General features: G+C 41.0%; 12 protein-coding genes. 7 read left to right on the top strand and 5 right to left on the bottom strand.

Going from position 1 to position 12635, the window contains the following annotated elements; translation table 11 throughout:
* Positions 1-10: 10 nt before the first annotated feature.
* Genes ribD through ribC form a run of 3 tightly spaced genes read left to right on the top strand, consistent with a single transcriptional unit; the run spans position 11 to position 3088 of the window.
* Positions 11-1096 (top strand): bifunctional diaminohydroxyphosphoribosylaminopyrimidine deaminase/5-amino-6-(5-phosphoribosylamino)uracil reductase RibD, encoded by a 1086-nt coding sequence (gene ribD / locus MKX14_RS17225; protein WP_240283071.1) that lies wholly within the window; start codon positions 11-13, stop codon positions 1094-1096.
* The gene (locus MKX14_RS17220; protein WP_002121221.1) at positions 1093-2385 is read left to right on the top strand and encodes a DNA adenine methylase; all 1293 of its coding nucleotides are present in this window, start codon (positions 1093-1095) and stop codon (positions 2383-2385) included. Before ribD ends, MKX14_RS17220 begins: the two co-directional genes overlap by 4 nt.
* Positions 2386-2428: 43 nt before the next feature.
* Positions 2429-3088 (top strand): riboflavin synthase, encoded by a 660-nt coding sequence (gene ribC / locus MKX14_RS17215; RefSeq protein WP_002121149.1) that lies wholly within the window; start codon positions 2429-2431, stop codon positions 3086-3088.
* A 61-nt stretch (positions 3089-3149) separates the two neighbouring features.
* Here ribC and MKX14_RS17210 read toward each other — a convergent pair whose 3' ends face one another.
* The 4 genes from MKX14_RS17210 to pepA form a co-directional block, all read right to left on the bottom strand.
* Positions 3150-3368: a hypothetical protein gene (locus tag MKX14_RS17210; protein WP_002121224.1), complete on the bottom strand. Its 219-nt coding sequence runs from the start codon at positions 3366-3368 to the stop codon at positions 3150-3152.
* 132 nt (positions 3369-3500) lie between these two features.
* Positions 3501-4139, bottom strand: a complete 639-nt coding sequence (gene blhA, locus MKX14_RS17205) for a cell division protein BlhA (protein WP_002121184.1) — start codon at positions 4137-4139, stop codon at positions 3501-3503.
* A 38-nt stretch (positions 4140-4177) separates the two neighbouring features.
* The gene (holC, locus tag MKX14_RS17200) at positions 4178-4585 is read right to left on the bottom strand and encodes a DNA polymerase III subunit chi (protein ID WP_032006852.1); all 408 of its coding nucleotides are present in this window, start codon (positions 4583-4585) and stop codon (positions 4178-4180) included.
* Entirely contained in the window at positions 4578-6026 is a 1449-nt protein-coding gene (gene pepA / locus MKX14_RS17195) for a leucyl aminopeptidase (RefSeq protein ID WP_032055630.1), read from the bottom strand. Before pepA ends, holC begins: the two co-directional genes overlap by 8 nt.
* 143 nt (positions 6027-6169) lie before the next feature.
* Between pepA and lptF the strand changes: the two genes are divergently transcribed.
* The 4 genes from lptF to ctpA all read left to right on the top strand — a co-directional run bounded on the left by lptF (position 6170) and on the right by ctpA (position 11214).
* On the top strand, positions 6170-7270 hold the full coding sequence (lptF, locus tag MKX14_RS17190) for an LPS export ABC transporter permease LptF (protein WP_240283070.1): 1101 nt from the start codon (positions 6170-6172) through the stop codon (positions 7268-7270).
* Positions 7270-8340, top strand: a complete 1071-nt coding sequence (lptG, locus tag MKX14_RS17185) for an LPS export ABC transporter permease LptG (RefSeq protein WP_046812230.1) — start codon at positions 7270-7272, stop codon at positions 8338-8340. The genes lptF and lptG overlap by 1 nt, the downstream gene beginning before the upstream one ends.
* Before the next feature lie 126 nt (positions 8341-8466).
* The gene (gpmI, locus tag MKX14_RS17180) at positions 8467-10014 is read left to right on the top strand and encodes a 2,3-bisphosphoglycerate-independent phosphoglycerate mutase (RefSeq protein ID WP_017400161.1); all 1548 of its coding nucleotides are present in this window, start codon (positions 8467-8469) and stop codon (positions 10012-10014) included.
* Positions 10015-10029: 15 nt separating this feature from the next.
* On the top strand, positions 10030-11214 hold the full coding sequence (gene ctpA / locus MKX14_RS17175; protein WP_002121269.1) for a S41 family peptidase: 1185 nt from the start codon (positions 10030-10032) through the stop codon (positions 11212-11214).
* Between the two features lie 3 nt (positions 11215-11217).
* Here ctpA and pilR read toward each other — a convergent pair whose 3' ends face one another.
* On the bottom strand, positions 11218-12630 hold the full coding sequence (gene pilR / locus MKX14_RS17170; RefSeq protein WP_032012536.1) for a sigma-54-dependent transcriptional regulator: 1413 nt from the start codon (positions 12628-12630) through the stop codon (positions 11218-11220).
* Between the last annotated feature and the right edge of the window lie 5 nt (positions 12631-12635).

Here is a 12635-nt window from a genome sequence, read left to right as displayed (position 1 = left end):
TGAGATTTTTATGTCTGAGTTGAAACAAGATCAGTATTGGATGCAGCAAGCTATTGAACTGGCCAAACGAGGACTATATTCGACCAAGCCTAATCCAAATGTGGGTTGTGTGATTGTCAAAGATGATCAGTTAATTGGACAAGGCTTTCATCCTAAAGCAGGTCAGCCACACGCTGAAGTTTTTGCCTTACGTGAGGCGGGTGAACATGCAGAAGGTGCAACGGCTTATGTCACGCTTGAACCATGTGCACATTATGGCAGAACCCCTCCTTGTGCCGAAGCATTGGTAAAAGCTCAAGTTAAAAAAGTAGTGGTCGCTTGTCCTGATCCAAATCCATTGGTGGCGGGTAAGGGTGTTCAGATTTTGAAAAATGCTGGAATTGAAGTAGAAGTTGGCATTTGTGAAGATTTAGCATCAAAACTTAATCAAGGTTTTTTAAAGGCAATGTCTACAGGCATACCTTATGTACGTTTAAAGGTAGCCTCAAGTTTAGATGGGCGTACTGCAATGGCATCAGGTGAGTCGAAGTGGATTACTGGTTCGGCTGCACGCCAAGATGTCCAGCATTGGCGTGCCATTTCTGGAGCAGTGATTACAGGTATTGAAACTGTGATTGCAGATGATTGTCAGCTTAATGTGCGTTCACTCAATAATTTTGATATCGAGATGGTTGCTCAGCCAAAACGTGTCGTTTTAGATCGCCAAGGACGTTTACCACTTAACGCTAAGATCTTAGAGAATCCTGAAACTGTGATGGTAATGGGGCCGTATCGTCAAGAACTTGCTGATTTAGGCGTGATACAATTAGAAATTCAGCCTTTAAAAATGCTGTTACAGACCCTATCTAAGCAACATCAAATTTATGATGTGTTGGTTGAAGCTGGCGCAACATTGTCTACTGCCTTTTTGCAAGAAGGTTTGGTGGACGAATTGATCAGTTATATTGCCCCGACCTTATTGGGGAAAAGTGCAAGGGCCATGTTCAATGGAGAGTTTGAATATATGGCAGAGCAACTTCGTTTTACACTTCTTGATGTGACACAAATTGATCAAGATATACGCTTAAGGTTAATCCCTACGCAAGAGAAAGTATGAATTCAGAGCCTTCGGTTTATCACAAACGTCGTCATGCAGCCCGTACGACAGACGAATATCTTTTCCATCAGCTTGTGCCGTACTTGGGTAACAAGCGCCGATTGCTCCATCTAATTTTAGAAGCCCTTGAAATTACAGGGACACTGAATAGCAAGAAAAAGAATCCACCGATTTTTGCCGATTTCTTTGCCGGCAGTGGCGTTGTATCTCGTTTAGCACGTCAAAATGGTTACCGTGTGATTGCGAATGACTGGGAACCTTATAGTCATGCTTTAAATCATGCGATTTTAGCCTGTGTAGATGCACCTGCTTTTAAAGAACTGGGGGGCTATCAAAAGGCAATCGATTATTTAAATCGCTTACCTGAAGTTAAAGGTTGGGTAACGCATAACCTTTGTCCACGTAACGATGATGTATACGATCCAACTCGTGACCGTTTATTCTTTAAACGTCGTAACGGTATGCGTATCGATGCAATTCGTCAGCAGATTGCAACATGGCAGGCACAAGGTGCAATTAATGATGTAGAGATGAGCGCTTTGCTTGCGCCATTGCTCTATTCAGCTAGTTTTGTCAGTAACACCAGTGGTGTATTTAAAAGCTTCCACCAAGGGTGGGGCGGACGTACTCAAACTGCGCTAGAACGAATTGAATCATTACTTTGGTTAACACCGAGCCGTTTTTGTGAGATTGGTGATCGCAAACGTCCGGCTGCTGAAATGTGGTGTGTAGATTCACAACATCTAGCAAATCAAATGAGTGGTTTTGAGGTTGATGTTGCCTATCTCGATCCACCATATAACCAGCACGCATATAGTAGTAATTACCACGTTTTAAATGCATTAACTTTATGGGATCAGGTGGATTTACCATCACCAGATACTAAAGGTTATAAGAGTGGTATTGATAGAGCATGGCGTAAAGAGCGTCCGAGTCCATATAACTCTTCTAAACATGCAAAAGATGCATATGAGAAATTACTCTCAACGATCAATGCGCGCTATATTCTGACCAGCTATTCAACTGATGGTAATATCGAACCGAAAGATTTACTTATGGCCAATCTGGAACGAGGCAAAGTAACCTTGTTAACACAAGATGTTCCGCGCTATCGAGTGAGTAAACAACGACAGTCTGAACGTGCACGCGTGCTTGAGTTTATTGTGATTACTGATACTCATGCTAAGTCAGGACCACCATTACGTCAGTTATTAGGCCAGCTTTACCACTTCGCTGAGCTAGGTGGTGTAGATACCTCAGGTAATAGTACACAGCTCGCACTTTGGTAAGCGCTGCAATTTAAGCAGTGTAAAAAGATTTGGAGATTGAGCCATGTTTACAGGCATTATTGAAAGTTTAGGTAAAGTTGAAAGCCTGCAAAGTGTAGGTGGTGATGTACGTCTACGTATTCAGACTGATCTGGATATGTCTGATGTACATTTGGGTGACTCGATTGCAACCAATGGTATTTGCCTCACAGTGATTGAATGGGGCGATAACTGGTACGCGGCAGATGTTTCCCGTGAAAGTTTAAATCGAACGACTTTGGGTAACTGGAAAGTTGGGCAACGTGTCAATGTTGAAAAGGCAATGTTACCGACAACGCGCTTTGGCGGGCACATTGTAAGTGGTCACGTTGATGGTGTAGGTGAAATTACCGTAGTGCGTGAAGATGCTCGTTCAATCTATTATGAAGTTACAGCACCAACCGAACTTGCTAAATATTTGGCGGAAAAAGGCTCTGTAACCGTTGACGGAATTAGCTTAACGATTAATCACTTACGTGGAAATATTTTAAGCTTGAATTTGATTCCGCATACTGCAGAACGTACCAATATTGGAACGTGGCAAGTAGGCAGTAAGGTCAACCTTGAAGTCGACGTGTTGGCGCGTTATATCGAGCGTTTATTGCTAGGTGATAAAGCAGCTGAGCAAAAAACTGAGTCAAATATTAGTATGGCTTTTTTAGCTGAAAATGGTTTTTTAAAATAAAAGCCAGATCATCAAAATAAAAAAACCGGACATATGTTCCGGTTTTTTTTATTTTTAAAAATTAATGCTTGGTGAGTGTAACCGAATGTGTGCCAACCCATGGTTTAGTATGCTGAGTGCGTGTAATTGAAAACTCACCTTTTTCCGACGCTCGTGTCAGCAAGATTGAAAGCGAATTAAAGTCGTTATGACTCATATAAAGTTCTTGTGCTGAAAATGTCCATTGCTCACCCTGATTAAGCTGCTCAAGTTGCTTTGAAATCTGATGCGGAATGTCCATTTCTTACCCTCATTAATTCTCTTAAAATCACTACTTTCTATTCTCATAATCATTTGATCTACAAGAATAATATTTATGTCTATTTTGTGACATATAGGTGTCAGTTTTATGACAGAAGAAGTTTTAAAAACTTTACTTCTCTATTTTTTCATCAGAAAACTTAGAGTTCTTTAAAATGTATTCAATTTCTTCTTGAGCTGCCGAATGTAGTTTAGCTCGGAAAGCCGTTACGGACTCTTCAATTAAGTTTTCAGCTTCAAGTTCTAAACGAATGCGTAAACTTTCAAGCTCAGATAAGATTTGATCATCGGTGATACTAAGTTTTACGCCAGCAGAGTAATTGACGGCTGGGGTTTCAGGGTTTTTCTGATAACGTGCAGTTTGTTCTGCAACTTCTTGTTCTAAATGACTACGTAATGTCTGTAATGTTTCAGTCTGTTCATTAAACTTGCGAATTTCGTCTGCTTGCAACTCCGCAGCATAAGCAGCTTCTGATGCACGTTTGTCAGCAAGCGCTTTTTCTAAAGCGAGCTGACGACGGATACGTGCTTGCTCAATAAGCTCTGCCTTAAGGTCCGCGTAAGCTTGTTCAATTTTTTGCTGCGATTCTAACTGCGCTTTTTCGTCATTTAAAACCCAAAGCTGAATAGGGGTTTGGGGTTCTAATAGGTCGCAAATACGTGCCAGATCCTGTTGATAGGCATGACGGACAGCTTCAGGCGCATTTAACCATCTTTTTTTAAAATCTTGCCCGACATTTAATGCCACCACAGTTCTCCTTTACTCAACAGTTTCAACATTTTATCGCGTTATAATTTAAAGGTCCGCGGTTCTATACCCAAACGGCGATACATTTTAAATTTTTCTCGACCAATTTGCTTGGCTGTTTCATTATTTTCAACAATTTCTATAATGTGGCTAAAATGATCAACTTGTTCAAGTGCATGATTGTTAAAATTAAATACTAACAGGCCTTGTTCAAGCGGTTGTTTAGCCGAAATACATACAGCAGCCTCAGCTTGATCAACTCCATGTGCAATGAAGCTGACAGGGTCGAAATCCCATAATCTTTCATCAAGAGTTTGTTGTAGCTGCACATCTGGGCAATACCACCAGATTTTAGGATGCTTCTGTAAAATCTTTCGGCATAAACGGCAAGCACTATCGACTTGCCGTTCTTCACTGGTTTCAAACAGATAAAAACTAACTTTAGCCATTCGTATTTACACGATTCGCTAAGAATTGCATGAGTAATGGCACTGGACGACCTGTTGCACCTTTAGCTGGACCAGATAACCACGCTGTTCCTGCTACATCTAAATGAGCCCAACGATACTCACGTGTAAAGCGCTCAAGGAAACAAGCTGCCGTAATTGCACCGCCGTATGGACCGCCGATGTTTGCAATATCCGCAAATGGTGAATCAAGTAATTCTTGATAATCTTCAATGACTGGCATACGCCATACACGGTCAAATGATTGCTCACCCGCTTGTTGGAGTTCAGCTGCTAAAGCATCATCTGGTGAGAACAAACCACTCAGTACTTTACCTAAAGCGACTACACATGCACCTGTTAATGTTGCGATATCAACCACGACAGCTGGATTGAAGCGTTTGATATAGGTCAATGTGTCACACAGTACTAAACGACCTTCCGCATCGGTATTTAAAATTTCAACAGTTTGTCCGCTCATGGTTGTCACAATATCACCTGGGCGAGTTGCTTTACCTGAAGGCATGTTTTCTGCAGCTGCAATTGCTCCAACGACATGAATAGGGAGTTTCGCTTCACATAGCGCACGAATGGTACCTAGTACAGAGGCTGCACCGCACATATCGAACTTCATTTCATCCATGCCTAGGCCTGGTTTTAAAGAAATACCGCCTGTATCAAAAGTAACGCCTTTACCAACAAGCACAACAGGCGCTTGGTCAATTCCAGCTTGGTATTCGAGTGTTACAATACGACCCGGACGTTCAGATCCTTTGCTGACTGCAAGAAAAGCATACATGCCTAAATCAGCCATTTGCTGTTCATTTAAGACAGTTACTTTGAGTAAGTCAGGGAATTCTGCAGCTAAAGCTAATGCTTGTTCTGCCAAATATTCAGGGAAACAAATGTTACCCGGACGGTTTCCAAGGTCACGTGCATACGACTGACCAGACTGTACGGCATGCACTAAAGCCAATTGTTTTTCATCGAGGCTCGTGGTTGAACTAATTAAATCAACCTGTTGTAACACAAATTCATTTTTTTTCGATTTAAACTCATCATAACCATAAGCTGCTTGAGTTAAGCTTAAAGCGAATAAATAATGGTATTCGACAGGTAACGCAGCAATATCAATCGCGATATGCTTAAATTTATTTTGTGTCGATTTGATAATGGTTTGGGCAAGTTTAGCGAGCTTAACTGCCTGAAGTTCAGCTGTTTTTCCTAGGCCAAGTAATTGGCTATGAGGTTGATTTGAAATCTGACCGAATAAAGGCAGAGTTTCATTGAAGTTGCCTTTGAATTGGGTGGCAGTAAGAACGCTTTCTAGGTTATTGATTTGATATGTGTTGATGTTGCTTTGTAGCTGTTCTGAATCAACTAAAACCCACAAAGATTCATTAGATGTCTGTTCGGGAAAAGTTGTATAAGTTGTAAATTTCATGGCTGCCGTGATTGCCTATAGAAAGTTATGTTGGATTAAAACATTGAAACACTTTCAAGCATAGCGTTGCAATGCGCGGTTTTATATTTTTAACATTCGGGTAAACTAGCACACGTCCCGATTAGCCTTTTGGAAGTATTACTTTGATTATTCGGCGTTATCTCGTCAAGCAAGTTGTCTCTACCTCATTGGTGGTCATTTCTTTACTGACCTTAATCATGATGGGTGGTCGTCTGATCAAATACTTTGGTGTGGCGGCGCAGGGGCGTTTAGATGCCAGTATCTTGTTTAGCATCATTGGATATCGTTTACCTGAATTTCTAACACTCATTTTACCATTGGGTTTTTTCATTGGTTTAATGTTGGTGTTTGGTCGTTTATATGTTGACCATGAAATGGCAGTACTGAATGGTAGTGGTGTAAGCCGTCATCAATTAGCACGATTACTCATTCCAATGACGCTTGTTTATATGGTGTTTCAGTCTGTACTTATGCTCTGGATGACGCCGTGGGGACTACACGAGTTTGAAAAACTAACAACTACACAAGCTGTTCGGACAGGTTTCGATTTGGTTCGACCAAGAGAGTTTATTTCTTCTGGGCCATATACGATCTATGCAGGTTCATTGTCAGAAGACCGAAAAAATTTGAAGGATATTTTCTTTTATCAGCGCGCTGCTAAAGAAGATAAGCCAGATGTTATGATTTTGGCAAAAGAAGCGACTCGTGTAGAAGTTGCAAATGACACCGCCAATGTCGTTGATCTGGTACAAGGTCGTCGCTATGAAATATTCCCGGGACAACCAAAATATACACAAGCAGAGTTTCAGTCTTATCGTCTACGTTTAGAAAATGACAAAGATGTTAAGTTTGAGAGTGGCGATGTAGAAGCACTATCAACAACAAAACTCTTTTCAAAAACGAATGATCCAGTCATCAGAAGTGAGTTGGGATGGCGTTTATTTGGGCCATTCACCATTGTTATTGCGTTAATGCTATCAGTGGCATTGTCTGAGGTGAGCCCACGACAAGGTCGTTATTACCGTCTTATTCCGGCGATTTTTATTTTTTCCAGTCTGATCGTATTAATGATTGCAATCAAGACTCGTATTAGTAAAGAAGAACTCGATATTTGGGCTTATCCTGCCGTGTTAGTTGTGTATGGCGTTGCTGCCGCTTTATTCTCACGTAAGCAGAAGTTAGGGCCAAAAATTAAGAAACAGATCAAGCGAGTGAAATTATAATGTTAGCACGTCGAATAGTCGCCAAATATGTGACGAAAACCACTGCGCTTGCGATGTTTGGCACCACAGTTGTTTTGTCCATTCTTCAGGTCTTATTTACATATCTTGGCGAGTTGGGTGAGCTCAAACCAGACTATAACGCATGGCAAGCTCTCGTTTATGTTTTGTGGGGAGCTCCTCGCTATCTTTATGAAATTTTACCTATCTCTGCCTTGATTGGTGCTGTAATTGGGCTGGGCTCATTAGCAACGAGTAGTGAGCTCATTGTTATGCGTTCAGTCGGTGTTAGCTTATGGCGTATTGTTGGTTGGGTTATGCGCTCAGCTTTACTGCTTATTATTTTGTCGTTTGCTTTAAGTGAATGGGTTATTCCTTATACCAATGAAAAAGCACAAAGTGTTAAAAATCATCGTTCTGTAGCTGCTTTAGGTGAAGTTAAAGGCTATTGGTCACGTGAAGGACAGCGATTTATCTATATCGACTATGCTAACTCTCAGGGTAATTTAAGAGACATTCAAGTGGTCGACTTTGACCAGAACTATTACTTGCAATCATTAATTAATGCTCAGCAAGGACAGTTTATTAAAAATGGTCAATGGGCTTTGAAAAAAGCTGAACAAATGGACATTTTGGCGGCAGGAAATGCCATCAAAACTGATCATGAAGAGCAATCGCTTTCGTTAGCATTACAGCCTAAATATGTGCACATGGTGACTTTAGATCCTGAAGATTTATCGCCAAGCCAACTGATTAGCTTTATGCGTTATATGGATGAATATAGTCAGGTGCCAAAAACTTACCAATTGGCTTTCTGGCAAAAAGTTGCTTCGCCATTTTCACTCATCGCATTAGTACTCGTAGCGTGTTCTTTTATTTTTGGACCATTACGCCAACAATCGATGGGATTCCGTTTGGTAATCGCATTGTTTATTGGTTTGAGTTTCTATTATTTGCAGGATTTCTTGGGCTATGCGAGCTTGGTTTATTCCCCATCTCCAGCATGGTTCGTACTTGTACCTATCTTACTAATGTTTGGTGCCGGAAGTTATTTGCTTTACCGCGCTCGCTAGAAATAAGTGATATTTATGGTTTTCATCAATCGCGGATATTGGTGAAAGCCATAGGAATAAATAGAGTCTTGACCGAAAATTCGGTAAGATATTGTGACGAAATTGTAGACAAAAGAGAAATTGATTATGACGGATGCAACTGCTGGCAAGATCCCTCACGTTCTGGTCATTATGGATGGTGTTGGACACCGTGAAGCGATTGAAGATAATGCTTTTCTTGCAGCAAAAACACCAAATTTGGCGGCAATGAAAGCCAAGCATCCGAATAGTCTAATTTCTGGTTCAGGTGAAGATGTTGGATTGCCTGATGGACAAATGGGGAACTCTGAAGTCGGCCACATGAATCTTGGCGCTGGCCGTGTGTTATATCAAGACTTTACCCGTATTACTAAAGATATCCGTACTGGTGACTTTTTCAAACATGAAGTGTTGATCGACGCTGTTGAAAAAGCCAAAGCTGCTGGCGGTGCTGTTCATATTATGGGACTACTTTCAGAAGGTGGCGTTCATTCACATGAAGATCATATTGTGGCGATGTGTGAGCTTGCATTAAAACGCGGTGCAAAAGTTTATTTACACGCCTTCCTTGATGGTCGTGATACACCTCCACGCAGTGCTCAGCCGTCTTTAGAAAAATTAGATGCATTATTTGCCCAATATCCAGGCCAAGGCCGTATCGCAACCATGATTGGTCGTTACTTTGCAATGGACCGTGACAACCGTTGGGATCGCGTTGAGCAAGCTTATCGCTTGTTAACTGAAGGCGAGGCACTTCGTACTGCGCAAACAGCAGTTGAAGGGTTGGAGTTAGCTTATGCAGCCAATGAAAATGATGAGTTTGTAAAAGCGACTCGTATTGGTGATATTGCTAAAGTTCAAGATGGTGATAGCGTTGTATTTATGAATTTCCGTGCTGACCGAGCTCGTGAAATTACTCGCGCGTTTGTAGAGAAAGACTTTGCTGGTTTTGAACGCAAAGTTGTACCGAATCTTTCTAAATTTGTGATGTTAACGCGTTATCAGGCGAGCATTGATGCACCAGTTGCCTACATGCCAGAAGCCCTCAAAAACTCATTGGGTGAGTATTTATCTTCACTTGGAAAGACTCAGTTACGTATTGCCGAAACTGAAAAATATGCTCATGTAACATTCTTCTTTAGTGGTGGCCGTGAAGATGAATATCCGGGTGAAAAGCGTATTTTAATTCCATCTCCAAACGTTGCGACATATGACCTTAAGCCTGAAATGAGTGCTTATGAAGTCACTGATGAGTTGGTTAAGGCAATTAATTCGGGTGAATACGACTTATTAGTTGTGAACTATGCAAATGGTGATATGGTCGGTCATACAGGTGTGTTTGATGCGGCGGTTAAAGCAGTTGAAGCGGTTGATACTTGTTTAGGTCGTGTCTATGAAGCAGTTATGGCGAAAAAAGGTCATATGCTCATTACTGCTGACCATGGTAACGTTGAACAAATGCAAGACTACGAAAGTGGGCAAGTGCATACTCAACATACAACCGAGCTTGTGCCGTTTATCTATGTTGGCCCAACACAAGCAACAATTGCAGAAGGTGGTGTGCTTGCAGACGTAGCACCGACAATTCTCAATTTAATGCAGATTCCTGTTCCTGCCGAAATGCAAGGACGTAATCTGATTACACTATCTGCATAAGTTAAAGGTGATTGGATGCTGCAACACATTAAATATAAAAAACTTATTGTAAGTATGTTGCTGTGTTGCAGCCAATTTACCTTTGCAGCGCCAGTTGTAAAAGAAAAAATGTCACCTTTGCATTCGGATTCGGAAGAACCGGAACATAGCTACGCAGAGGTGCCGATCGAGTCGATTCAACAGTTTGTGCAAATCTATGGAATTGTTCGAGATAACTACGTTGATGTGAAATCTGACGATGCCTTGTTTCAACAAGCCATAAAAGGGTTAGTGAGTGGGTTAGATCGTTATTCGCGTTATTTATCGGCAGAAGAATACCGCCAACTGATTCAATACACAGAGGGTGATCTTGCGTCAGTTGATTTTGCATTAAGCCCTGAATCACATGCTCATAAATGGATGATTCGTGATCTTAAAACAGGTTCAGATTCCTATAAATTAGGTTTGAGAAATGGTCAGACGATTCTCAAAATTGATAATCAAGATTTAAAAAATTTAAACCAAGATCAGGTGCTTGGCCTACTTTACGGTTCTATAGGAAGTACACTTCAAGTACAAGCAGAAGAGCTAAACGGAAATATCAACTTAGTTCGTAATAAAAAAATAGAAACCGATATAGAACCTGTAATGCTACATAATCAGGTGCTCGTACTCAAAATTAGAGTATTCCAACAAGACACTGCTAATGAAATTAAAAGATTAATTGAAGAAAACAGTTCTCCACGTTTAAAGGCTGTTTTAATCGATTTGCGAAACAATCCGGGTGGGTTGTTATCGGCAGCAGTTGAGTCAGCAGATTTATTTTTAAATAACGGAATTATTGTTTCAACCAAAAGCCGTTCGGAAGGTAACCAGCAGTTTCAGGCTTTGCCCGGTAATGAATTTCAGAATATAAAACTAGGTATATTAATTAATCACCGCTCTGCATCGGCAGCAGAAGTTTTTACTGCGGCCATGAAAGAACACCAGCGTGCTTGGGTGATGGGTGAAAAAAGTTATGGAAAAGGTGTTGTGCAAAAGCTATTTCCTTTGCCAAGTGGGGCGGCTCTACAAATGACGGTCTCACACTACTACACGCCAAATGGCAATATGATTGAAGGGCAGGGTATTCAACCTAACCAGACCTATCCATTACCTGCAGAAATGAAAGAAGACGTATATTTAGAGCGCGTTGCAGATTTATTCCTAAAGAGGAAGTAATTTTTATACTTCCTCTCCCATTTCAGTATCTAAGCCAAACTTTTTGAGTCGATAGCGCAAAGAACGGAATGTCATTCCTAGTTTTTTAGCTGCCAAAGTTCGATTCCAATGCGTCATATTTAGCGCATTCAGTAAAATATCTTTTTCGATATTTTCTAAGTAACGTTCTAAACCTTCCATTGGAAATTTTGGGTGAGTCTGAACAGTCGGTGTTTGATTTAGTTGTTTCGTTACGATTTGCGGACTCACACTACTACCTCTAAGTGGAGGTGCTAAGTGTGTCAAATCAATGCACTCATCATCACTTAAAGTAATAGCTCGTTCAATCATATTTCTTAATTCACGAACATTACCTGGGAAGTCTTGCTGCAATAAGTAAGTCTCAGCGCTCGCCGTTAATTGCTTGCTTGAAATTCCCCATTCCGTACAAACCTTTTGAATAAAATGATTGGCTAATAGCAAAATATCTCCACCACGGTCACGTAGTGGCGGCAACATAATATCCATAACATGAATACGGAAAAATAAGTCCTGACGGAATTTACCTTGCTGAACTAATAAATCTAAGTCTTGGTGACTCGCACTGATTACTCGAAAATCGACATCAATTTCCTGATCTGAACCTACTGGGCGAATCTTTTTCTCTTGTACTGCCCGAAGCAATTTAACTTGCATACTTAAAGGCAATTCGGCAATTTCATCTAAAAATAAACTGCCGCCGTGTGCCGATAAAATAAGACCTTGTTTGTCTTGGGTTGCTCCAGTAAAACTGCCTTTTTTATGCCCGAAAAGTTCACTTTCCATGAGCTCTGTTGGGATTGCTCCACAGTTAATTGCAATAAATGGTCCTTCACTGCGGTTGCTTAAGCGGTGAATCAGATTAGCAACAACTTCTTTACCCGTACCAGATTCGCCTGTAACAAATACAGGAGCTTGGGAGCGGGCTATTTTTTTAATAGCTGTCCGTAAGTTTTGTATAGGTGGCGAACGCCCAATTAATAAGTCATTTTCTAATGTTGTTTCACCGAACTCATGCTCTGGTTTTGGCTGGTTGAGCGCCTTTTTTAGCAATTGATCTAAATGAATTTGGTTGATAGGTTTGCTGACAAAATCAAAAGCTCCTGCTTTTAATGCTGCAATTGCAATATCCATATTGCCGTATGCAGTTAAGACTGCAATGGGTGTGTGTGGGTAAGTTTGAGAAACATGTTGGACCAATTCTAAGCCACTACCGTCAGGTAGATTTAAATCGGTCAAGCACGCATCGTAATGAAACTGAGTAAAGAGCTGTTTGGCCTGTTCAACCCGATAAGCAAGATGTGTCTTAATCCCCATTCGTGCAAGAGTCATTTGCATTAACAGGCACAAATCTTCTTCATCGTCTACAAGCAAAACGAGTGGTTGCTGTTCTGCCATTTCCC

Origin of the sequence: Acinetobacter pittii (genome assembly GCF_022449185.1) — a bacterium.
GTDB lineage: Bacteria > Pseudomonadota > Gammaproteobacteria > Pseudomonadales > Moraxellaceae > Acinetobacter > Acinetobacter pittii_I.
Note: the sequence above shows the minus strand (reverse complement) of the source record. Positions and strands in the feature narration are given on the sequence as shown.